Annotated in this window: 19 protein-coding genes; 2 read left to right on the forward strand and 17 right to left on the reverse strand. The window is 38.4% G+C overall.

The genetic code is table 11. The features are described 5' to 3' along the window. Nucleotides 1–74: 74 nt before the first annotated feature. The 3 genes from I6F47_RS04455 to I6F47_RS04465 all read right to left on the reverse strand — a co-directional run bounded on the left by I6F47_RS04455 (nucleotide 75) and on the right by I6F47_RS04465 (nucleotide 5,732). Nucleotides 75–1,412: a hypothetical protein gene (locus I6F47_RS04455; protein WP_197183405.1), complete on the reverse strand. Its 1,338-nt coding sequence runs from the start codon at nucleotides 1,410–1,412 to the stop codon at nucleotides 75–77. 370 nt (nucleotides 1,413–1,782) lie between these two features. Further along, nucleotides 1,783–4,005 carry an endo-1,4-beta-xylanase gene (locus I6F47_RS04460; protein WP_197183406.1) on the reverse strand — a complete coding sequence of 741 codons (2,223 nt, stop codon included), beginning with the start codon at nucleotides 4,003–4,005 and terminating at the stop codon, nucleotides 1,783–1,785. A 593-nt stretch (nucleotides 4,006–4,598) separates the two neighbouring features. Beyond that, nucleotides 4,599–5,732, reverse strand: a complete 1,134-nt coding sequence (locus tag I6F47_RS04465) for an endo-1,4-beta-xylanase (protein WP_197183407.1) — start codon at nucleotides 5,730–5,732, stop codon at nucleotides 4,599–4,601. A gap of 115 nt (nucleotides 5,733–5,847) precedes the next feature. Here I6F47_RS04465 and I6F47_RS04470 point away from each other — a divergent pair, with 115 nt between their 5' ends. Then, nucleotides 5,848–6,822, forward strand: a complete 975-nt coding sequence (locus I6F47_RS04470; protein WP_197102299.1) for an SMP-30/gluconolactonase/LRE family protein — start codon at nucleotides 5,848–5,850, stop codon at nucleotides 6,820–6,822. 179 nt (nucleotides 6,823–7,001) lie between these two features. On the opposite strand, the gene I6F47_RS04475 is transcribed toward I6F47_RS04470, so the two are convergent. From I6F47_RS04475 to I6F47_RS04515, 9 genes are all read right to left on the reverse strand, one after another. Next, nucleotides 7,002–8,282, reverse strand: coding sequence for a glycosyl hydrolase family 8 (locus I6F47_RS04475; RefSeq protein ID WP_197183408.1), 1,281 nt, complete (start codon nucleotides 8,280–8,282; stop codon nucleotides 7,002–7,004). A gap of 218 nt (nucleotides 8,283–8,500) precedes the next feature. After that, nucleotides 8,501–9,322, reverse strand: coding sequence for a ThuA domain-containing protein (locus I6F47_RS04480; RefSeq protein ID WP_197173584.1), 822 nt, complete (start codon nucleotides 9,320–9,322; stop codon nucleotides 8,501–8,503). A 7-nt stretch (nucleotides 9,323–9,329) separates the two neighbouring features. Beyond that, entirely contained in the window at nucleotides 9,330–10,052 is a 723-nt protein-coding gene (locus I6F47_RS04485) for a DUF6445 family protein (RefSeq protein ID WP_197173585.1), read from the reverse strand. Nucleotides 10,053–10,057: 5 nt separating this feature from the next. Next, nucleotides 10,058–11,542 (reverse strand): tryptophan halogenase family protein, encoded by a 1,485-nt coding sequence (locus I6F47_RS04490; RefSeq protein ID WP_197102307.1) that lies wholly within the window; start codon nucleotides 11,540–11,542, stop codon nucleotides 10,058–10,060. A gap of 22 nt (nucleotides 11,543–11,564) precedes the next feature. After that, on the reverse strand, nucleotides 11,565–12,575 hold the full coding sequence (locus I6F47_RS04495) for a cupin-like domain-containing protein (protein WP_197183409.1): 1,011 nt from the start codon (nucleotides 12,573–12,575) through the stop codon (nucleotides 11,565–11,567). A gap of 10 nt (nucleotides 12,576–12,585) precedes the next feature. After that, nucleotides 12,586–13,329 (reverse strand): SapC family protein, encoded by a 744-nt coding sequence (locus I6F47_RS04500; protein WP_197183410.1) that lies wholly within the window; start codon nucleotides 13,327–13,329, stop codon nucleotides 12,586–12,588. Nucleotides 13,330–13,496: 167 nt separating this feature from the next. Beyond that, complete coding sequence (locus I6F47_RS04505; protein ID WP_197173589.1) at nucleotides 13,497–16,526, reverse strand: TonB-dependent receptor; 3,030 nt, start codon at nucleotides 16,524–16,526, stop codon at nucleotides 13,497–13,499. Nucleotides 16,527–16,913: 387 nt separating this feature from the next. Further along, nucleotides 16,914–17,981, reverse strand: coding sequence for a glycoside hydrolase family 43 protein (locus I6F47_RS04510; RefSeq protein WP_197183411.1), 1,068 nt, complete (start codon nucleotides 17,979–17,981; stop codon nucleotides 16,914–16,916). 62 nt (nucleotides 17,982–18,043) lie between these two features. Next, nucleotides 18,044–19,399: an MFS transporter gene (locus tag I6F47_RS04515; RefSeq protein WP_165721810.1), complete on the reverse strand. Its 1,356-nt coding sequence runs from the start codon at nucleotides 19,397–19,399 to the stop codon at nucleotides 18,044–18,046. A gap of 364 nt (nucleotides 19,400–19,763) precedes the next feature. Between I6F47_RS04515 and I6F47_RS04520 the strand changes: the two genes are divergently transcribed. Further along, on the forward strand, nucleotides 19,764–20,492 hold the full coding sequence (locus tag I6F47_RS04520; protein WP_165721811.1) for an NUDIX hydrolase: 729 nt from the start codon (nucleotides 19,764–19,766) through the stop codon (nucleotides 20,490–20,492). A 78-nt stretch (nucleotides 20,493–20,570) separates the two neighbouring features. Here I6F47_RS04520 and I6F47_RS04525 read toward each other — a convergent pair whose 3' ends face one another. From I6F47_RS04525 to I6F47_RS04545, 5 genes are read right to left on the reverse strand one after another with little or no spacing between them, the layout of a single operon-like run. Further along, a complete protein-coding gene (locus tag I6F47_RS04525; RefSeq protein WP_197183412.1) occupies nucleotides 20,571–22,505 on the reverse strand; it encodes a DUF7305 domain-containing protein in 1,935 nt (644 codons plus the stop codon). After that, on the reverse strand, nucleotides 22,506–23,018 hold the full coding sequence (locus I6F47_RS04530; protein ID WP_007585188.1) for a PilW family protein: 513 nt from the start codon (nucleotides 23,016–23,018) through the stop codon (nucleotides 22,506–22,508). Next, a complete protein-coding gene (locus I6F47_RS04535; protein WP_007585189.1) occupies nucleotides 23,015–23,425 on the reverse strand; it encodes a type IV pilus modification PilV family protein in 411 nt (136 codons plus the stop codon). The genes I6F47_RS04530 and I6F47_RS04535 overlap by 4 nt, the downstream gene beginning before the upstream one ends. Continuing rightward, entirely contained in the window at nucleotides 23,419–23,871 is a 453-nt protein-coding gene (locus tag I6F47_RS04540; protein WP_007585191.1) for a GspH/FimT family pseudopilin, read from the reverse strand. Before I6F47_RS04540 ends, I6F47_RS04535 begins: the two co-directional genes overlap by 7 nt. Beyond that, entirely contained in the window at nucleotides 23,862–24,260 is a 399-nt protein-coding gene (locus tag I6F47_RS04545; RefSeq protein WP_197183413.1) for a type IV pilin protein, read from the reverse strand. Before I6F47_RS04545 ends, I6F47_RS04540 begins: the two co-directional genes overlap by 10 nt. Between the last annotated feature and the right edge of the window lie 349 nt (nucleotides 24,261–24,609).

The raw sequence follows: 24,609 nt of genomic DNA on the forward strand, positions 1-24,609 counted from the left end.
GCACAAAGAGGTTAAGAGGCGCTTCGCTTTTAGAGGAGATAAAACAGCCTGACATTAGATCAGGCTGTTTTGAGTTATTCATCATAAAATTTTATAAAAGAATCTTTCCCTTCGTTAATATCATTTAGCCAAGCATGTGCGGTATTCGGATTTAAATGTTTCTTCTTTTTATTAATGTTTTTAAGTGCTTCTATCAATTGATCAGCAGCATCCGAGTATTTAAAAAAATGCTCTTCCATATTAAACTCTATTGGGTTCTTAGCATTAATAAAAGGACCACTAACTAACCCAACTTCTGGAAGTGCTGCAGTTATATGATCAAACTTATTCCAAGAATAGTCTTTATTTAATATTGCTAACTTATTAGCTAGTTCAAATCCTTTTTCGTCAAGTAATTTACATCCCAAATCATATTCTATCTCCCATAATGACAGGAGTGACTCCTTGCACTGTTTCAACGTTTGATCTCCACGTCGAAAGATATCAAAAACTCTATCTTCAACCTGATTTTCAAACGTATCTTCTTCATTTATCTGTATTTCATCAAATGAGTATTTGAGAACAATTAAAATAAGACACAACAATGAAGAACGATTCATTCCCCTACTTAGCTCCATCTTTAATGAACTGACCAATTTTGCATCAGAGCTTCTAAATAACCCATCAATATAAACACTGGGGAAAGGGAATCCAATGTTTGGTATATTGAGACAAAAGCGACATGTAAAGTCCAAAATAATCAGCTTTTCTTTAATAGTTTTACTTGGATAAATCTGCTCCGAAAAAGCTAACAGGCATGTATATTCTGTTCTAAGAGGATTATGTAATGTTTTTAAATAGGCTTTTTCTAATAATTTTAACGAGACAATATCATTTTGATTTTCATATATTTCAATTTCTTTTAATTGCTCAACAGAAAAAGCATGACCTTCTAATACTGATAGCATGCTCACAGGCGTTTTATGAGAAACAATATGTTTATTATTGTAATAATGGAACTGTAAGTGAGTACCATGACTAGTATCATAAGAAAGAACAGAACGCATTTCTCTATATTCAAAATACTCTTTTTCGTTAGACAATAGCAAATCGGTATGCAATTCTATTTCTGAGTGGTTAGTTGCAAATACGTCTATAGATTTTGTATTGCTCATATCATTTAGGCAGTTAATAAGCCTGATACTATACTCAAGCCCCCATATTGAGGCAGATGAATCAAGTAGATGTGTCGCCTCATGCAGGTATGTCTTCAAGAATAATATTTCTGCTTCGCTTAAGTCGTTTGTTTGCTGTAATACAACCTGACTAGCTCGTTGAGCTGGAATCATCATCACTTCATCATTTAACTCGATATAATGCAAAAAAAAGTAATAATCACCTAAGTTTTTGCTATTAAATACATTCTTACTCACTTAAACATCCATATTTATTTTTTATAAAATCGAAACGATAGTACCAAATAAAAGCAATTTGTTTCTAATTAAAAAACAGCCCGATAACATAATTATAAAACTCATGAATTCAGGTTTAAACTTTATGACTAGTCATTAATAAAATCCCCCAAACACAAAAAAGCAAAGTATTTAAAAATACTCAGCTTTGGCAACAAAATGCGGTTTACTGAGCTATTTCAGTAATTGTTTTACCAAGTAATAAGATCAAACAATAACGAGAGCTCCCCTACTGCGCTTTGCTTAAAAAAATTAAAGCCCGCGCAAAAAAATAGTCTGTATAAAAATACAGACTATTTAATTTGGGGTTAATTACTTTTAGTTAGATTTATTATTCGACCAAAGTCACCGATATATCATCCACATAAAAGTCTGCCGTGAGTTCGTTTGACTCAACATAAAGTAAAGCGGCGCTTTCCTGCGTTGTAATTGAATGAGTATAAGTACCTGATAACTGTACCCAGTCACCTGCTGCAATGGTTGTAACAGGCGTCAACTCAAGGTATTCAGTGCTAGTGTGCTCTATTTGTAGTGTGAGTTTTATATCTGGTGAAACGGTGCTGGTATCGTCAGATAACTTAACCCATGCAGATACGTTATAGGTTTTATCTGCTGTAAATAAGCCTTTTACATCCTTTTGTAACCCATTCCACGTTTCAGTTCGACCTTGTACTAAAGCGCTATTATTACCGCTATGGGCTTGGGTTGACTCTAAGGTTATGCTTGCACTGCCTCGCGCTTGCCATGAATCAAGTCCGGCTTCAAAGTCGCCATTAGTTAGCAGCTCTGATGAAGGTGCTGGTTCAGCTACTTCAATTAGCTCTTTTAATGCATTAGCAAATCCTTGTAAGGCAGGTTTTGCAGTAAAGTCATTAAAAAATAACAGTGGCCATTCTGTTGTTGGCTCTGGCCAGTTTTGTAACCAGCTATCCTCGTCAATTACGCCCCAAATAGTTATGCCACCGCGTTGATCTTCAGGTACAGTTTCTAGGTATGTTTTAACAATATCGTAATAGTACTGCTTTTGTTCATCCGCTCTTTCACTGGTTAGGTAAGTTAAAGGTACGCCGCCTTCGTTGTTCATACGAACATCTAGCTCGGTAATTTTTACTTTAATTTTAGGGCGAATATCGACCACTTTTTGAAGATGTGCCTGAATGGTTGAAATATCAGGGCTGTTGAGTGAAATATGAGATTGAAAACCTATGCCATCAATAGGCACGCCATTGTTTTGAAAATCGTTAACCATAGATATAACGGCATCTAATTTATCGGCATTCCAAATCAGGTTGTAATCGTTGTAGTATAAGTCTGCATCGGGGTCGGCAGCTCTTGCTGATTTATAGGCTAACGGTAAAAATTCGGCTCCTATATTTTCAAACCATACAGATTCGTCGGCACTGTCGTTTGTCGTTTTTTCACCACGGTATTTGCCATTTTCCATAAACGCTTCGTTAACTACATCCCAACTCACTACGGTATCGTTATCGCCTTCTTCTTCAAAGTGAGTGGCAACTTGAGTGATGTGGTTTTCCATCATGGTTATCCACGCGGCTTTATCACCTTGAAAACTCTGCATCCAAGGCGCAATTTGCGAGTGCCAAACAAAAACATGGCCATGTACCGTGAGTGAGTTGTCTTTGGCGTAGTTAACTAGCTCATCAGAATCATCGTAAAAAAATTCACCTTGGGTTGGTTGTAAATAGGTAGGCTTCATAATGTTTTCAGCAGAGAGCTGATTAAAGTGCTGTTCAATAATCGTTTTAATCTCTGGTCTGTCTATTATGCTGTTACCAAATCCACCCGCAGGAACAGCTACACCAATATTAAAATTAGGTGCTAATGCTTTTAAACTTTGTGCTGTCACTTCGCTGTATTGAACATCAGGTATTTCTTCTGCTGGTACATCGTCTAAAATAAAGCCTGAAAATTCGTCAATATATATAGATTTGTTAATGTTTTCTTCTTTTGAAAAGTGAATTGCTAATCTAACTAATGAGTCAGCTTCGGCAGTTGCTGCTGTTAATGTAATTTTTTGCCACTCGCCTGTGAGTGTTTTTTTTACCAGGCTAAGTTGACCGTAATCTGGTGCGGGCGTTTGAATCCAAAAATCGGCACTGGTTCCCTCTTCACCTTTGGCCCAAACACTAAACTCGTAATTTTTACCTCCGGTGATAGGAAGGTCTTCATAAGCTATTTCAATACCCCACGGGTTGTCACCCAATGTATTAACGTTAACCTCAACTGCTTTTGTGCCTTTGTAAGTATTAACGCCTTCTTCGGATTCTATTACTTCTATAGTAGAAGTAGCGCTTGATTCTTGATCTGGCCTAAATACCCAATTTCCGACGGGTGTTGTTTGCCCTGCGGTGTCTTCTTCAAACCCACCATTTGCTATTTCAGCTGCTATTGGCGCTTCAGGCGCTGGAGTATCAGGGGCTACTACTTCCGGTATGGGTTCAGGCACCGGTGTATCTTTATTATCCCCCCCGCACGCCATTAATAGTGATACTAAGGTCACTAATACGGTATTACGAAAAATCGATTTATTCATTTTTTATTCCTTAGACTAAAGCAATAAATGAGTCGTTTTTAAACTGGGTGCAGTAAAGCCATTTGAGTGAATAAATATGCTCAAAGTGTTTTTTACAACACTTTCAAACTATCTATTATTCAATATGACTACAACTTACTAGTAAAAATAGACGGTCATTTATATTTATTATTTAAATATCTCTTCAAACGTTAATATTTATTTTGTACAAAGGTACAAATATAAATTTAAAATCATAAAGTTATAGTTAAGGTTTAAATTAAAATTCATTGTTTTATATCGTGTGTGTGAATATGCAATCATAAAATTAACCTAAAACCAACAATGTTATAGTCTAATTAACAATAAGTATCAAGATTAAAATTTGTTCTACTTTTATATTTGCCTAGGTGGTTAAATCGTAAGATGAATACTTTTATAAAAGGCATAGTGGTATCTGAACATATAACACTTGCGTAAAATCAGGATATTTAAAATCACTAACTAGCTAAGCTAGTGAAGCGGTTGCTCATTATTTTTCTTTGTAACAACTTCAAACACAAAAAGCCGAGTATTTAAAAACACTCGGCTTTACATTTTACACATTAAATTGCTTACTGAACTACATCAGCAATTGTTTTAATAATCGGCTTAGGGTTTAAATTACGATCCCATAACAACGGGTAGTTTGTTCTGTTTGGGATTGGGTAGTCGTTTTTCCACGACATACCATCGTGTAATCCCCAAAAGGTTACGCGGTCTATCTTGTCGCGTTTTGCGTAAAACAGTTCAAACAAGGCTTTATAACGGGCGTTTAATTGCGCCTCTACGTCGCTTGGCAAGCCATTTTTGTATGGGTCGAGGTAGGTTTCAAACTCTTCTAACTGAAACTGTGGTTTCATCATATCGGTGCCGGTAATTTGCCCTTCTTTTGTTAAAGGCAGCACGTCTATATCAAGCTCGGTGATCATCACTTTTATACCCAGCCCGGCGTAGGCGTCAATGGCTTGTTCAATATATTGCATTTTAGGAAAGTTAAGCCCCCAATGCGCTTGTATGCCAATGCCGTCGATTCGAATACCCTCTTTTTGCAGCATTTTGATCATGCGTATAATGCCGTCTCTTTTTTCTGGTCGCCATGCATTAAAATCGTTGTAGTAAAGCTCGGTACTAGGTGAATACTGCTGGGCGTATTTAAACGCGGCTTTTACCATAGTATCGCCATCGCCTACGCGGTTAACCCACACAGTTGGGCGATAAGAGCCATCATCAGCAATCACTTCGTTAACTACATCCCACGCATCTACTTTGTTTTTATAGCGCCCTGCTACAAGCTCTATGTGTTTACGCATTTGCTCTAATTGCTCTGCTGGGGTATTTGGCTCATTTTTGCTATTTGTAAAAAACCAGTCAGGCGTTTGGTTATGCCACACTAAGGTGTGGGCTACGGTAAACATGTTATTTTGCTTGGCAAAATCTATAAACGCATCTGCACCACTAAAATCGACCTTACCTTGCTGTGGGTAAATTACTTCTGCTTTCATGGCGTTTTCTAGGGTGACTGTATTAAATTGCTTAGCAATAATTGACTGCGCGGCTGCGTTTTTGCCTGTCACTATATCTTGATTTACAGCAACCCCCATTTTGAATGAGTCTGCAAAGGTGTTTTTAAGAGCTTGGTCTTGTGCAGCGTTTACGCTTAATGACCCTGCAAGTAAAAGCAGGCTGAGTGTGTGTTTTTTATGCATGTGTGTGCTCCGTTGAATCGTTATTATTTTCGATAAATATCATACAACGAAAAAAATAAATGATATAGTCAAAATGACCATTAATTATAAATTAAACAAACCTGAGTAAACGTCTATGCTAAAAACACACAAAAAAACGCTAAGCTTAGTTGTATTAATGCTCTGTTTTAATAAAGCAGCGCTGGCACAACAACCTGAAAATACACCTTTGTTAAACACTGTAAACAGCCAAAGCAATGAGCAGTCGCCATTAATAAAGGGCGTAACACCCACACTTGTTAGTGACAATTTATTATTTTTAGAAGGCCCAACGTGGTCAAGCCAAGACAATGCGTTTTATTTTTCAGAAATGAACTTTGCTAGCTCGCAAGCACTTGGCCCTGATTCGACCATTTATAAATTAGTGCTTCCCAATACCCTCACCACTTATTTAAAACACAGTGGTACAAACGGCTTGTATGCCAAAGGAGAGAGCCTCTATACGCTTAATCATAGTACGCAATCGCTTTCTAAAATTAATATAAAAAGTAAGACCAATACCGTAATAGTCAATAAATTTGATGGGCTAAGCTTTAGCTCGCCAAACGATATGACTATGCATAAAAATGGCGATATATTTTTTACCGATCCTAATTGGCAACTAGGCGAACGCACTCAGCAAATGTCTTATACCGGTGTGTATAAGTTAAGCAATACGGGCACACTTAGTTTAATTGACGCTACGCTTGAAAAGCCCAACGGTGTTGCACTATCCCCAGATCAGCATACCCTTTATATTGGCGACTTTAGCAACCGCGTAAGCAAATACACCATTGATGAAAACGGTGATATTTCACCACGCGAAGACTTTATTAAAGTAACCTCGCCCGATGGCATAAAAGTAGACTCCGCTGGCAATATTTACGTTAGCAGCCACAAAAAAGGCGTTATTAATATTTATACGCCAGAAGGTGCATTTATCGATAAAATTGAACTGGGCCCTAATGTAACCAACCTTGCCTTTGGTGGTAAAAACCGAAAAACGTTATTAATAACTACCGCTAAGGGGTTATTTACACTTGATGTAAAAATAGCTGGTTTGGCTAATTAGTTAAATTAGTTAAATTAGTTAAATTAGTTAAATTAGTTAAATTGGTTAAATTAGTTAAATTAGTTAAGCAACTTATTAAAGAGGAAGTTAAGTTTATTAGTTAAGCACAAAAACCGGTGTAACTTGGTTACACCGGTTTTTTTTGCTGCCTAAGCTTTTGCTGCTTAGGTATTGTTATTTTAATTAAACGTGTTGTTATAAAACTTAAAATTGCCCGATACATGCAGCATAGCTAACATATACAGCGAACCATTGTAGTAACGGTAGCTACCGGTTGGTTGCGATAAAGACCAAAACTCGTTAAAAAATTCATTTGCTTGCCCAGCATTTGTTGAAGCAAGTAACGCTACTGCATTCGCGGCTTTTTGACCTTCGCCTGCACAACCTTTGTTTTGCGCTCCACCGTACGAATACACTTGCTCGTAACAGTTTTTACTATTGTTTGTTTTTGCATAACTTAAAAAGCCTAATGCTTTATTTACTGCACTTTTATGCCATGCTTGAGCACCCATTAAATGCGCGTCTAAACCCACATTCATAATTACGCGCCATGCATCAAATTCATACCATTGACCTGGGTTTGCTTGGCCGTTAAAAATGTAGCCAATAACAGGGCTGCCATCTAAGCGCGATAAAAATGTAGGTAAATTCCAATGCGGATTATCACTTACTTTCGTAAAATGGTTTTTAAGTAAGGTTCTACTTTTTGTGGCTACTTGTCGCCAGTAATTTTTGTCTGCTTGGTTAGTTACGTTATTAGCAAAGTAGTCGTAAAACGCAGGTATATGGTAAGAAGGGTCTGTTAAGTTATCAATGTAAGGCGAAAAGCGGATTATTTGGTTTTCCATCAGCTTATTTTTAATTGTATTTAACATGATAATAGCATCGTTGTAGTAGTTAAACTCCCCCGAATTACCCCAACGAGCTGACGCATTAAGTAGTGCAAAAGCAAAGTACTCTTCGCCATCCGGAGCGGGGCCTTCATCTACTTTATAAACAAAGCCGTTTTGATTAAGCTTTAGTTTCCACGCGTAAACGCCTTGTTTTTTAGCATCAGGGTGGTTGTCTGGATTTTTTTGATACGCTTTTGCAAAGCGCCATAGGTTATCAAATTCTTCTTGTTTATTAAGCATGACAGCGGCGGTCATTCCCCACGATTGCCCTTCTGTTCTTATATCATCACCCTCGTCAGGGTTAATTGCTTTTATGTAGTGTGCTTTATAAACACCGTTTTCGGTGTACGGGTAGTAAAGTTGTTGTGTGTTGTTATAGCCAAACATATTGTCAAAAGTACTATTCACTTTTTGCTGTATATTTGTTTTACCCATTTCTTGTGCGAGGTTACGGTATGCTCCTGAACTGTCGGCGCCTACACTCGATGGGTTATTATTAAATGCAGCAAGTGATTGATAGCTTATTAGTGTTAACAATAAAGTTGTTATTTTAAAAAATACTTTCATGTTTATCCTCTTTATTTGAATTATAACAGCGTGCAATTTAATATAGTCTTTTTGACCATTTGATCAAGAGGTTCTCAAAACTATTTATCTGTTTTATAAACTAAGAGAAATGTGTGAGGTGCTTAAGAAATGCTTAAATATAAAAGGCCGCTTAAAAAAGTAGCCTGAATCGACATGAATTGTGCTAAAAAGCGTATTTATTAGTTATTTATTAATTACTACTTTTTTAATCCTTTACCCGTTGCAGCCCAATAAATTCCGCCATAAATATGCTCGGCTAAAAACTCACTGCTATACACCGCATTAGTATGCCCAAGGGCTGTATAAAACGAGCGTCCGCCATCGTAATTGTGATACCACGAAATAGGATGAAACGCCCCCATACCCGAGCCTGTTTTGTTATTACCCCAATCGGCATTTGGGTTGTAAGTTTGCTCATCAACCGTGAGTAAGTAGTTTAATTTAGTCAGCTCGGGCCCAAATTCGTACCACTCGTCGGTCCAAAGCATCTGCTGCGGCATGTGATTTAAGCCAATAAAGTTAGTATTAGGCACTTTACTTAATACACCAGTTTGAATAACAGGATGAATATTAAAGGTGCGCCCCACCAGCTTTTGGTACCAAGACCAATCGTATTCGGTATCTGATGCGCTATGAATGCCAACAAAGCCTTTGCCTGCTTTTACAAATCGCTCAAGCGCGGCTTGCTCTTTTAGGTTTAAAATATCGCCCGTGGTTGATAAAAATACCACTACATCAACATTTTTTAAGTAATCGTCGTTAAAATAATGGCTTTCTTCGTGCCAAATTAAGTTAAAAAAGTGCTTATCGGCTAAGCCTTCTAGCGCTTTAACGCCTTCGGTTTGCGACTTATGGTGCCACCCTGCGGTTTTTGTAAATAGCAGCACATTAAATTGCTTTTTAGGGAGGGTATCAAACCCTGTAGCATGACTTTTTTGCACTGTTGCCATACTCAGCGCCAATACAACAAAGCTTAATAGCCAACCTTTATATGCGAATCGAGGTAAAGAAAAAGACATAGTAATCCTATTTAAAATGAACAAACATATTGGCCGTTAGCCGCCCTGTTTGTGGACACGACGAAATATCGGTAGATGTATTAAGTAAACTGGTGTGCAGCAAATATCCAGGAAACACAATAAGCCTATTTGGCTTATATTCTATGTGCTTGTAGCACTCAAATTCACTGTGCTGCGTGGTGCAATAACTAGGCTTTGCATTATCTGATTCAAGGTACTTCTGAGCATATGTTAAATACGTGTTTTTGCGCTTTGAGCTTATTGTTTCAAACCCTGTTTTTTTATGTCTAAAAAATCCAGTGCCGCCGTGCGCTCCCTCTCCAAGGTAATGAATAATGGCAATTAGGTTAGGATCGTTGGTATCAAAGTGTGGCAAGGTTTGTATTGGTGATAGCTGCTGCTCCGTTTTAGTAATTAACGATAAGGTATTATCTTTTGGGCATGGGGTAAGTGTTTGCCCAATATTAAATACGTTATAAAACCCCTGTATAAGCGGCTTTAAGTAATCAACCACACATTGCTTTGGCAGCGGCATGCGTAAACCTGGGTATTGAGTGAGTTTGTCAGGCTTAAACTCTCCCTGATTTTGCGCATGATTTTCATCAGCACTTTGCGCTAAGTTTATAAGTTTTTGCGGCTCACTAAGGTAGTCGTCAATTATAATAATTGGCGTTTGCTCTTGCCCAATAAACTCATATTGCGGCTGTAAGTTATTGCCAAGTGTTAGCATAATACTTACTTAGCTTTGCAATAATGATTAATAAAATCAATGTGACTCGGTAAGCTATTTGCTTTTTTAGCCACATGATTTTTTATTGATTCTAAAAATCGTTTAAGCTCATCATCGCTCATGCTATCAACAATTGGGTGATAATTTTGCGGCATTAGCCCTTGCCCTAACATCACTTGTAACCACGATGCTTCGCCAAATAGCTCTTGCTCTGCTTTATATACATGCCCGCTTTGCTTAAATAGCTCAATGCGCTTGGCGAGTGACTCTGGTATTGGCATGTTTTTACAGTAGCGCCAAAAGTCGCTGTCGGTGCGCTGCGTCACATGGTAATGCAGCACAATAAAGTCGCGAATATTTTCGGCTTCAAAGCGCATTTTGTTATTAAAGTCATCTTGATAGCACGACTCGATTGCTTTGGTTGGCATGTTTTGCATTAATCTAATAATGCTTTGCTGAATTAAATGAATACTGGTTGACTCCAGCGGTTCAATAAAACCGCTTGCTAAGCCAATAGCCACACAGTTTTTGTTCCAATGTTTACGCCGTGTACCGGTGCGGTATTTAATAACGCGCGGCTCATTAATAGGTTTCCCTTCTACGTTATTGAGTAGCGCTATTTTTGCCTCATCATCGCTCATGTATTTACTACAAAACACTAAGCCATTACCACGGCGGCTTTGTAGGGGTATTTGCCACTGCCAACCACATTTATGTGCCATTGCACGTGTGTATGGCACAATTGGGCTTACTAATTCTGTTTGCACTGCTACTGCGCTGTCGCACGGGAGCCAATGGCTCCAATCTTCGTATCCGGTGTGTAGCGCTTGCTCTATTAATAAACCTTTAAAGCCGGTGCAATCTATAAATAAATCGCCCTCAATAATTTGCCCGTCACCTAAAGTAAGCGATTTTATAAAGCCATTGGTGGGCTCTAAATTAACTTTGCTTATCATGCCTTCTATACGTTTAGCGCCGTTTTGCTCTGCAAAATTTCGTAAAAATTTAGCGTACAAACCGGCATCTAACTGATAAGCATGGTTACGGTCTTGATTCGGTACTACGGCAAATTTACCCAAGCGACTTGCTACGTGCTCTGTGCAATAGTCGCCAATATCGGCTGCAACACCTTGTTGCATACCTTTTAGCCAAAAGTGCTGAAAACCTGCAGCCCAACAGCCTTGCCCAACATAACCAAATGAGTGAAAGTAGCTTTGCTGGTTTTGTTTCCAGCCCTCAAACGATATACCTAATTTAAACGTGGCGTTAGTGGCTGCCATAAATTCTGATTCACTAATTTTTAGTAAATCATGAAATATATGCAGCGTAGGAATAGTTGATTCCCCGACCCCTACGGTCGGTATTAAATCAGATTCAACTAAGCACACTTCAATATTTTTACCTAGTAACTTTGCCATTGCAGCGCTGCACATCCAACCGGCGGTGCCGCCACCTGCTATTACGATTTTTTTAATTGCATTTTGATTCATATTTCAAACCTTACAAGTACGCTTAGCGTCTTAATTTATTTTGTAATTCGGCTCTTAATTTACGCGCTGTAAGCTCATCCATTGGCTTTGCTAAAATAGACTGTGCAGGCGTTGGTATGTGGGTAAATTCGTTATCGGCAAATACGTAGTAATTAAACAAACGTTGCCATGCGGCGCGCTCATGCTTTGGTAAATTACGTATGTTTAAAATAGCAAGGTGCAGTGCATTAGTCGGCTGACCATAAACCGCTGGCGTATTTTTAAACCAATAATTAAACAGAATATTTAAACTGCCAAGTCCCTGTACTTGGTGCCACCACATGCTGGGTAAAATAAGCGCATCGCCCGCCTCTAAGTCAACGGTAATTGCCGCTTTTATTGCCTGTTCAAACTTAGGAAACTGCTTAAAGTTGGGTGCTGTTGTGGTGGTTAAGCTTATTGGCTGACCACCGGGTGCTTTATCAAGCGGGCCTATGTATAAATTGTCTATTTGATCGGGGGCAAATAAAGTAAAACGCCTTTTACCTGCAACGCAACATGCTAAATTTTGCGCTACGTCGTAATGTGCTGGTACGGTAACTTTTCCGCCTACCCATACATTAAATAAACAGCCTTCGTTTAATGCGTTAACTTGGCAGTGATTAACCAAACCAGGTAAGCACTGTGCAATGCTAGTAGAGCCAATGTATAAAGTGTCGGCTTGTGGGTTATTTACACTTTGCGTTATTTGTTCAAGCGCACTAATAAATGCCGCTTGTTGATTAGTAAAGTTAAAACCGCTCATATCGGGGTTATACCCTACAACCCCGCTTTGACTGGCAGGTATTGTGCAAGTGTTAACTAAAAAACCTTCGTAAAACGGTGTTAAATAATCAATCGCAGCTGCATCAGATTTTTTAGCGGCAATAACGAGGGGCCAATCGCTTACAAACCCTTTTAGTACAATAGGCACAGACGAGTTTAAAAGCTCCTTGGGCAAGGTGCTGGGAGTTAAGCCATTAAGCGTTTGAATTTTATTTTCTAAATTTTCCATAGTTAAGCACTTACACAGCGTGCTTTTGTAGCATAAGCTGCTCGTTTTTAAGCGCGACTAAATCACGTACATGTACTTGCGAGGCAATGACCATGTATATACACGCTAAATACCCTTGTGAGTGCAGCTGCGCAATTGCATCGCTACTTAGTTGGTTAAGCGTGTCTTCGTTTATGGTGTAAAAACCGAGTAAGTTATGTTTAAGCCCGTTTACTAAATCAAGCTCTAGGGATACCGATTCAAGTAAACCATGTTTAATTAAGGCTTTAATAAAGGGCTGGTTTTGTTGTAAACCATGATGCAGATTATCGAGCACATTTATTACGTTTTCGAGGTAATCGCTGTTCCCGCCGTGTTCTAAAAATAAGTTAATACCCTGCTTTGTTGATACTTTTGGTGAGTCTAAATCAATACTAAGCATGTGCTCTTGCGTTGCTACACCGTTTTGCATTGTATTTTGAGTCGCGATAGCAAAAGGCAGTCGCTGCATACTTAACGGAATGTAGTGTGCTTGCCATTGCTGGTTTACTAAAAATAAGTTTTCGTCTTTGTTTATGCCGTATAAACACACCGGCAAAAATGTATTTGTTGCGTCATCTTTGGTAAAAAATATTGGGTAATGTGCTTGAGCGACTCTAAATTCGCTCACAAATGTATCGCTGTACCAAACCCCGTCACCTAAGTGTGCGCTGCGTGCAGGGTTTATTTTTAAATGCTGATGCTCAACATTATTTAATAATGCATGATTGGTCATGGATTGTGTGCTCCAATTGTTGTTGTGTGCCTTTACCTACTGCTACGAGTTAAATGTAACAAATAGGTTAAATTCACATTGACTATAACAGTTGGGTATTATTATTACTAGGTTAATTTAGGCAAATAAAAAGCCGCAAAATGCGGCTTTAAATAGGTGTTAATTTATTAAAAATTATAACGAACACCTAAACCGTAACGAGAGCCAGTTTGAGTGATATTATAAATCAGCTCTTGCTTGCGCCCGTACGATGTTACGTACTCGTCAGTAATGTTTATACCTTCAATAAATACGGTAAGTCCCTCTACTGCCGGTACTTCGTAACTTACGTTAAAGTCTATTTGGTAATACTCATCGGTGTAAATTGGTGCGGTTAAATCGCCATTTACACGACGCTCATTTAAAAACGAGTCGCGCCAGTTATACGCAATACGTGCTTGTAAGCCTTCTTTATCGTAAAAGAACACCACGTTTGCTGTATCACTTAACCCTACTAGTGCTTCTGTATCCTCTAATGAGTCGTTGTCGTATTCAAGACCTGAGTCAACCATGGTGTAGTTAAAAATACCGCCAAAGCCTGACTCACCAAATAAATGCTGAATATTAAATTCAAAGCCATCAATGGTGTATTCTTGGTCGCCATTTACAGGCACGTTTATTCTAAAGTTAATTGGATCATCTGAGTCTGGGTCACCAACAATTGTGCCACCGTCTAATTCACCATCTTCATCAAAATTAGGCTGCACATTTGGATCATCAGCAAAGTTTTCAAAAATGTAATTTCTGATGTCTTCGTTAGATGCATTACCACCTAGTGCACTTGATGCAGCTCTAAATTTTTCACCATTTAATGGGTCATATAAGTTAAATATATTTGAGTCGATAGTGCCTGTAGTGATCCAATTTGTTACGTCTTTTTTAAAGTAACCAAACGAAATATAACTTCCTTCGTCGTAATACCATTCACTTGATAAATCGTAGTTAATTGATTCAAGCGGTTTAAGACCTGGATTACCAGAGCCACCCGAATAACCACTTAAACTACCCCCGGTATTAATAGTTGTACCGCCTTGTAGCTGACCGTAGCCCGCTCTTGAAATAGTTTTACTCGCTGCTGCACGTATCATTACATCTTCAACAACTTCAATATTAAAGTTAATATTAGGTAGGAATTGACTGTAATCTGCCGATTGGCTTAGCGTTTCAATACCGGTAACACCGGTTACTGATGTGGCTGTATCTTCGTTCCACTCTACGCGGCTGTAACCTGGTGCGGTTGCTTTAGAAAATACGTCTGTTTTTTCGTAGCGTAAGCCAATTTGCAGGTCGAAGAACATGCCGCTCAATTCGCCTTTGTAGTTTACTTGTGCAAAAGCAGACTGCGTTTTTTCTTCAGTAAAGCGGTTTGTTGCTGCATCCCAATCGGTTGAAGCACAAAATTGTCCTTCGCCGTTTGGTCCTGCCGCTGCGCCGTCGGCTGCTTTACAATCACCATAAAGGTTATCTACGTTGGCAATAGGATCTGCGTACTCTGCTGCATTTACAATCGCATCAAAATCGGCAAAAAAGATTGTATTAAATAAATCGTATTCGCCTTGTGTTGCAGTGCCTTCAAAGTTACCCGCTTTAGCTTGAAACTTATCTAAAATAGTATCTTGGCGCCAATCGATATCAGCAAAGTCGCCCTCAACACCAACCCCACCCCAATCTGGGCGCTGCACTTGTGTATGACGATAATGGTTGTTTACTTTATTAACTGCAACACCAAAATCAATACTTAAACTGTCGTCAAAAAAGTACTTACCTGAAATTTGCGTTTGATCAATTTCTGAATCGTATTTGTCGTTTGCAAACCAGCTACCCGATAAACGCATGGTTTCTGGGGTAAAATTTTCAATGTTACCAATAGCAATACCGGGTAAGTCGCCGGTTAAATCAAGCCCGGTACGTGAACGTGTGTACGATGGTAACTGAATATTGTTACGTGTACCGTGGCGTGGATCAGTTGCTTTCATTGAGGCTTTTGAACTGTGGTGATCAAACTCTAGGTTAAGTTGATCAGACACTGTCCACTCTAAATTAAAGCCTAATGAATCTGTTTTTTCTTCGCGACCCCAAGAACCTACCGTAAGCGACGTATCGCGGAAATCGGCATCACTTTGGATGTCATAAATTTCTGAGTAAATGAGTGGGTACGCGTTAGGCTCGCCCGCCCAAACAGATTCACTTCTGTCGCCAGCGTAGTTAAACCAAACTGAGGCGTCAGTGTGCTGCTCTTCAACGGTTGTTTTAAAGCCCGTGTAATCAAGGGTTGCTGTAATATTTTCAACAGGTTGATATTGAAATACCAACTGACCATTTACACGTTCACGTTGACGTTCTTCAAACACATAACGTGGTTGTTGCGGGTTTGAGTAAATGCCTGATGTAGGTCTGTTTGCTCCGCCTTCTGCGCCTGCAGGTACACCGCCCCATCCTGTATTTGTGTAATCAGATGCTCTGTAGCCTTGATCTTGAATAAACTGCTGCATACCGCTTTCACGGTCTTGGTAGCTACCTGAAATCGAAATACCAAACTTGTCATCCCCAAATGTTTGCGAATATAAACCGCTTACCTCTGGTGTAATGCTACCCTCGTCGGTTGATTGATCGTCTACAGCTTTTACGCCAAACGATGCTTTTATACCTGGGCTATTTAAAGGTCTGTTTGTTGTTAAGTTTATAGTTGCGCCAATGCCACCTGAGGTAACACTTGCGTCTGATGTTTTATAAACTTGCACGCCCGATACGCTTTCAGATGCGACATTTGCAAAATCAAATGTGCGGTCACCTGTTGTATTTGGAAGTTGGCGGCCATTAATAGTAATTAAGTTATTAGCAGGTCCAAATCCACGTACTGTTACGCGGCTACCTTCACCGCCCGCTCTATCAATTGATACGCCGGTAATACGTTGTAGCGATTCAGCAAGATTGGTATCAGGAAATTTCCCCATATCCTCAGCCGAAATTGCATCGACAATACCAGAAGAGTCGCGTTTAACATCCATAGAGCGTTGCAATGAACCTCTAATGCCGGTTACTTGTATTATTTCTACATCTTCATCGGCAACAGTTTCGGCAGCGTAGCTTTGGTGAGGAAGCGTAACGGTACCCATTGCAGCGAGTATGGCTGTTGAAATTATCTTTTTCTTAAACATCATGATGCCTTTTTCTTATTTAATTATTATTGACGTACTGCAAGACTTTAAGAATTACTCGAAACATAATTGTAAACTATTTGTTTCATTTTACGGTCAATAAATAATTATTGTGTGTGTATGTTTTAAACGTTTTACAAAGACCACAACCAGTTTTAAACATGTGTTACTTAACTAAAAACCGTTAAATAACAGCACGTTTATGCTAATTCTTTGTGCTAATTTTTTGCTTTAAAATATTTTCATTTTGTCATATGTCCTCAGCTTCCTCTTATTTTGACCATTAACAATAAAAATTAATGGTCATATTGACTATAACTTTTTTACGCAAATAAAAGCCGTAGCGGTGCTTACGCAGATAATTTGCAATGTTTGTAACTATTTTTACTAAGCGTGTTCATATGGGCTTATTGTTTGAATTTTTCCGTTTGAGTCGTGTTCGAGCTTAGCCATTTTCATACTGCGTAAATGGGTTTGCCCGCCCGACAACGTGCTGTCGTGATAAAATAAAAACCAATCACCATTGTGTTTAACAATTGAGTGATGCGTGGTCCAACCTAGTACTGGGTTTAAAATAACGCCCTGATAGGTAAATGGTCCGTATGGGTTATCGCCTGTTGCGTATACAATTTTGTGCGTATCACCCGTTGAATACGAAAAGTAATAAACACCATTGTGTTTGTGTACCCAAGGGCCTTCAAAAAAGCGGCGGTTATTATCGCACACTGTAATTGGCGAGCCGCTTTCATCGAGTACAGCAACTTCTTTTACGTCTTCGCTTAGGCTGATCATATCTTCAGATAATCTTGCTACACGCGCAGGGATTGCAGGTTCACCATTTTTGGGATAGGTGTCTTCATTGTTAAATTCGCTGGTTTGCCAATTTTGTAATTGCCCGCCCCACAAGCCACCAAAATACAAATAATGGCTTGAGTCGTCATCTTCAAATACAGCTGGGTCGATACTAAACGTCCCTTGAATGTAATCATCTTCTGCTTTGAATGGACCTGTTGGGCTGTCACTTTTTGCAACGCCAATTCTGAAAATACCTTGCTGATCGCGCGCCGGAAAATAAAGGTAATACTGACCAAGTTTATGCGCTGCATCGGGTGCCCACATTTGCTTGCTTGCCCATTTTACGTCATCTACACAAAGTGCTACGCCATGGTCAATGGCTTTGCCTGAGCTTTCGTCAAGGGAAAACACATGGTAGTCGCGCATTGCAAAGTGGTCGCCGTTATCATTAATTTCATTTTTTGATTCAATGTCATGCGATGGATAAATATACACTTTGCCGTTAAACACATGCGCAGACGGATCGGCGGTATACATGTGATCAACTAATACATTATGATTTTGTATTAACGAGTTGGCTCGTTGTAAGTCTTTTAACTGTTTAAGTTCAGCGTCACTTAATCCATTAGATGGGGGTGCTGCTTGTGCTGTATTTTGCATTTTCACTCCTAGTATTGCCTGCCCACTTTGCACTTTTAAAAGGTGCAAAGTGGGCTGCTAAATTAGTTTATGGTTTTGTTATCAGCCAGCTGCGTTTGAATGCGCTTTACCTCAGGCTCGGTAAGTTTGTAACGTGTTATAAAAATTAAACATGCCACGGTACAAATTACTGGAATGCCAGCAAAGGCGAGTAAAATGCCTGATAACGTGTGTTCTGATTGCTCTTGATTAGGCACGTATGCATAGCCAGATAATATCCACCCTGCAATAGCACCGCCAATTGCAAAGCCTAGTTTTATTGCTAATAAATGACCCGAAAACGTAACAGCGGTTAATCGGCGACCAATTTTTAATGCGCCGTAGTCAACCGTATCTGCCACCATCGAAAACATAATTGGGGTAATTATCATGTGGGCAAAGTTAGCAATAAAGTAGACGATAAAAATGGTGACTATGGCGTCGCGCTCAAGTACGTAAAACATGCTGTGAGAAATAATTACGACCACTAAAGCGACTATAAATAGTGTTTTCTTTTCAATAAATTTGGTTAAAAAGTTGGTAGACACAGCGCCTAGTACTGAGCCAATTGCTGAGAGTGTTAAAAAGTTAGAAGTAAGTGAGGCTTCTCCTACGTAGTACTTAATATAATGCGGTGCTACTGAGGCTCTAACGCCAATTAATATTAAAGTTGCTAGACTTATAACGGCTATTACAACCCATTGATCGTTTTTAAATAAGCTTAAAAACTCAAGAAAGGCATTCTTTTTACTTTGCGCGGGTTTAACTTGTTTGGTTTCTTTGGTCATTTTAAAACACAGTAAAAAACAAGCCGCTGCAAGTCCGCCTAAAAACACCATGGCTAGCGGGTAGCCTACTACATCGTCGCCGTCGCCAAAAAAAGCAACTAGCTTAGGCAGTGCCCATACAATTACAAGCAGTGCAGCCATTGCCATTGCAAACCGATATGACTGAAGCGATGCACGCTCTTTAGGGTCGTTTGTCATTACTGCGCCAAGTGCGCCGTACGGTATATTAATGGCGGTATAACACGTCATTAAAAGCCCGTAAGTAAAGTAAGCATATATAAGCTTGCCCGTAGAATCAAAATCTGGAGTTATGAATGCTAAGCAAGCAAACACACCGTAAGGCACGGCTAAAAATAATATATATGGTCGGTAAGAGCCCCAACGGCTGCGCGTTCTATCGGCAATACTGCCCATTATTGGGTCGGTAATTCCATCAAATAAACGAACCGCTAATAATAAGGTACCCGCAGCGGCTGCAGATAAACCGTAAACATCGGTATAAAATATCAACATAAAGTTAGCGACCATTTGAAATACAATATTACTGGCTGTATCACCAAGGCCGTACCCTATTTTTTCTTTAATTGTGAGTGTGTGTTTTGTGTTGTTCATGTGTGCTCAATTTTCAATGCAAATCGATATAGTCAAAAATACTATATGCATTTTTAGCGCATGTAAACATTTATGTTACATTTTTAATTTGCTAGTAATGTATTTAATACACGACGCTAATTAGCCGTTAAATTTACTAACATACAAAGGTATTATTCGTTCAATAAAAAACCAATACCAAACCAAAGTCGAATATCGGCGTGTACGCGTAAAAACAGGTACAGTTTATAAAGTGAGTAATTAAATAGATGTGATTGTTTTAAATAGGAATTATAAAAGCTTTTTATTTGCGCTTTACCCACCTTTTATATACCCTTAATAGTCTTTATAACAATATCTACGTATAGCTTTGGCTGAGTAATTTATGCACTATAAAACATCAAACATTTCTAACAACATCGACGAAGAATCGATTCCTGATGACTGTATTAGTAATCTAACCGTAGATAATATTGTATTTGCTATTCATGAAGGTAAATTAAAGGTGTTGCTGGTTAAATATAACCGCGGCCTTGCAACAAGCCAGTGGGGTTTAATTGGTCATTGGGTTCGAAAGAATGAAAACCTAGATTCAGCCGCACTTCGTGTCGTTAAAAGTACAACCGGTGTTGAAAACCTGTATTTAGATCAGTTAGGTGCATTTGGTAACGTAGACCGCTACCCTGCTAGACGTATTATTACTATTGTTTATTATTCGCTCGTTCGCTTTGAAGAAACCAACCTTGTGAGTGGCGACAATGCTTTAGAGTGTGAATGGTTTGATGTAAATAATGTGCCGGCTTTAATGTTTGACCACGCCGACATTTTAAAAAGCGGCTTAGATTATTTACGCTATAAAGTAAGACACGAGCCTATTGGTTTTAGCCTACTCCCAGAAAAATTTACCCTGCTTGAGCTACAAGGAATTTACGAGTCGATTTTAAATAAATCACTCGATAAGCCTAACTTTAGACGTAAGTTTCAAAAAATGAACTTATTGATAAACTGCAAAGAAAAACAAACAAATGTAGCTCACAGAGCCGCAACGCTTTATCGTTTTGACATAAACGTGTACGAAAAATTAAGAGAGTTTGGTTTTACGTTTGAGTTTTAAATAAGCGAACCTTGAACAAAGTAATCAATTTAATAATCCTAATATGTTCACTTATAGAGATGAGCTTTGTATAACGACCTAATAGCTTTGTTGTTCATTGCTTTGTTCAACGGGGGTAAATCGCCACCATTTGAAAACTAACTTGCTTGCAGATCCATTACCACCAGATGAAGAACCACCAAAACTGGCCTCATTTAATGCAGTGTCAAAGTGAATACCACCAGCGCCGCTTACAATAACAGTATCTCCTAAAATAGACCCTTTAAAACCAACAGCTGAAGTAACTTTAACTTGTGAAAGTGGTGCGTATATAACGGCATAAAGCTCTCGTGTACCACCTGAAAACTCTATTCCAGTATCATTTCCACTGTAAGAGCTATAAATACTAAAAACGGGTCGGCCTTCATTTGTAATCCCATTGTCAGGTGCGTAAACTTGTGCCCCATTTCCTATCTTAAGCTTTCCTTTAATTATGATAGTTAAGCTGCTGTTATCAGGGATCGTTAGCGAACTTGCGCCATTCATTGTAAAATCGCCATCTACAAACATAACTGCATTGTGATTACTTTTCACCTGCATTCGCCCTTTAATTGTTACATCATCAAAATAAAACATTTGCGTTGCTGAATCAAGAAAAGTCGCGGCTTGAGCGTTAATATCACCATCTGGAGTGCTTCCAAAGTCTACTAAAAAGTTAGCCTCATTAGTTTCTAATTCGAGTAAGTCACCTGCACTGCTATTATTGTTTATAAAAAGATCAGGGCTTGTCGTATTAACTGACACGCTATCAATTGCTGTTGCAATATCAAGTGGATCACACGCAGTTAACCCTCTATTATTTTCACTTTCTGGTGTTATTTTTTCAACTGGCTCAATAGTTGGTATTGATATGTCTGGACTTGATACTTTATAAGGTGAAAAAGCATACTCTGGTGTGTCGCCCTTAAAAGAGCCATTACCTGCGTATCTAAGGTCTTTACTATCAATAGTACTGCCCCACTGTTTAAGCGTCACATTACCTTGAACACGCACTCCACCGTATACACTTCCCCCTGTTTGCTCATAATTCCCGGAGGTATAAACGCCGTGCCGTATTGTTGTTTGATTAAGAGCGACTAAATCATATGAACGAATTGTTCCTTGGACTGCATTACCTGTAATAGAAATTGGACCTGATGAACTAATATCACCACCAACTGGAGTTTGCTTTACTGATATAGATTGGTTTGCTGAAATACTACCTGAAACAGTACCACTACTTTGTGTGAAACTTAGATATGCCGATGCATCCCCTCCAACGACCACGCCACCAGAGAGTATTAAATTTCCATTACTATGAATATTGCCTGTAATATCAGCGCCTTGAATAATTGATAAATTACTAGAGGATAGAACATTACCTTCAATTGTACCGCTACCATTGAGCGTAATATCACCAGAATCGTTAACTGTATTAACAAAAGATTCCTCTGATGTATTTTTATTGCCATCAGCTAGTGTGTCGTTATAATCCCCTAAAGACGAATCATAGCTATCAATTAAGCCACTTCCGCTAATTGCAACACCAGAACACCCTGTAATTCCATTAGAAAAAACTGAGGCACTGCTGGTCGTTCCGCCCCCACCAGCTACATATTCGAATATAGCTTGCATTTGGTTCTCACCTTCAAAGCGAGTACCTTCGCTAGAAATTAAAATATCGCCATTACTGTCAATCTCAATGGTTGCATTGTATATACTAGATTCAAGCGAACTTGTACCAGAAACTTCACTATTATGGGCTATTAAATCGTTAATATTTATAGTCGGATCTGCAAGCATTGCTGTTTCTAGTTTTTCAATACTTGAAAATACCCCTTTCTCAGACATCAACCTTGCGTTCAATTTTTTCTGAAAATTACCACTCAAGCGCTCCTGGATCACACTATCTCTAAGAGTACTAAGTACAACAATTGAAGCCATAGATGTTAAAATAAGTACAGTAACAAGTGTAAAACCAGATGTATTTTTCATTTATTGAAATGCCTTATTCATTACCATTTGCGACAAAGATATATCAATCACTAAGCTGTTATTGAATTGGCTTGGTAAGTTTGTAGGTTCTACAAGGACACTCACTACGTTGTTATCAATTACGTAGCTAATTGCATTAACACCTTTTAATATTTTTACTTTTCCATTCCCTACATCACAAAATAATGAGTCATCTTCATGGCTATATTTTTCGATAAATGGCGCACTAATAGTTAAGCCAGTACAAGCAGATGACCCCATCTCTTGCTCAACACTTAGAATATTATTTGTGTAAGTAGGGACTGAGTTGGTTTGTTTTAGACTTCGTGTAAATACTTTACTGCTAAATCGGATTACATCTAATGCATTTTCTAAATCTTTTGCTGTGCTGGTACTGCTATTAATTGAAGAATAAGCCAGACTCACACCGCCTAATAGAAACATACCTGCAGCAAGTGCAACCATAAGCTCTATTAAAGTAAAGCCTTTATGTTTATTTATTAGATGTTTCATGGCGTGCAACCATCAGGTAGTGTTGGGAAGCTTCCTGTAATTACAACGCGATTTTCTAAGTTGTCAGTCAAACGCTTATCTTGCCAGGTTACTTCAACCGATAAATCATTTGAAAAGTTAGCAGGTAGAGTGAGTGTATATGCATCAATTTGTGGGGATAAATAATTTCTAAAGTCAGTATCGTTGTACAAACTTGGATCTGTTTGTTGTAGCTCGCATAAATGAGGCCAAATACGCTCTAAAACATTATTAGCCTCAATTATTGACACCGTATAATTAAAGCTGTTTGTAATATATTGCAATGATTTTAGTTGACCTGAAGCAAGCCCTAACAATGCAACCGTCGCGACAATTAAAGCAACCATAACTTCTAAAAGAGAAAACCCTTTGCTGTAATTTATTAGCATGTCTCTGGGGCCTCAACTAACCAACTTTGTCCACTTTGTAAAATACATAAAGTAAAGTCGCCAGTTGTACTGTCCTTATCGCTCACCAAGATTTGATACATTTGGCCTAATTCACCCGTACTTGAAATATTAATATTCTTTAAATCTACAGAAATGCTGCTATGTGTAGTTTCAAAAATATTTAACGTGGTTTGCGTCGAATTAATAGCAGTTTTTACTAGCCATTGTTTATTCAACGTTTTGATAGAAACACTTTGATCTCTTTTAATGGCTTCACTACGCGCAAATTTAAAAACACTGTGCAGTTGATTCGAATTTGTAACTAATCTATCCCGCTTTATAAAAGTAATAAACGAAGGAGTCGCAACTGCAGTTAAAATACCAATAATGGTCATCGTGATTAAAACTTCGAGTAAAGTAAAACCAAGGCTTTTTTTTACCAGCATTTAGATTTATCTGCTGACTTAGTACCACTTTGATTTACAGACAACTTGCCACACTCATCACTTTTCTGAGCACCTTTAGGTATAACTTGTATTGTAAATTCAGACCCATTTGAAGCGCCTGTAGTTGCATCGGTTGTATAGCTAAAGGAGTAATAATCTGAGGTAGGAAAAGTAAATGTATTTGGGTAACCACCAACACGAGTGTATTGCCTTTCTAAAACAGCTGTTTGCTGTAGTAAAACCTGTTGGATATCAGCTCTTCGACTTTGTTGTATGTAACTCGTATAACTTGGAAGTGCAATTGCATATAAAATCCCGATAATAGCAATTACTATCATTAATTCAATAAGGGTAAAACCGTAAGGTATCCTTAATTGCTCCGTTTTCACTTATTTAATTTCCATTATTTATATCAAACATGTTTTATTTTTACGTAAAATAAAAAGTAATTTGGAGTTTTTTGAAGAATGTATAATAGCGACAAGTTACATCTTGTCAACAATATAACGTTAGAATATACAGAAGCATTTATTTAACTCCAGTTACGCACCAGATTAAATAAAAAAACGTTTAAGTGCACTAAAACAGTGCAAATAACGAGTGTTTTAAATAACATAGTATTATAATTACCTTAATAGCTCACTGTTAATATACTAAGTTATTTTATATAATTAATAACTTATTTATTGTATATGTTTCTAAAATGTAACTAGGCTTTTATTCATCAGCCGTAACCTT

Origin of the sequence: Pseudoalteromonas sp. NZS37 (genome assembly GCF_015864265.1) — a bacterium.
In the GTDB taxonomy this organism is placed as follows: Bacteria; Pseudomonadota; Gammaproteobacteria; order Enterobacterales; family Alteromonadaceae; genus Pseudoalteromonas; species Pseudoalteromonas arctica.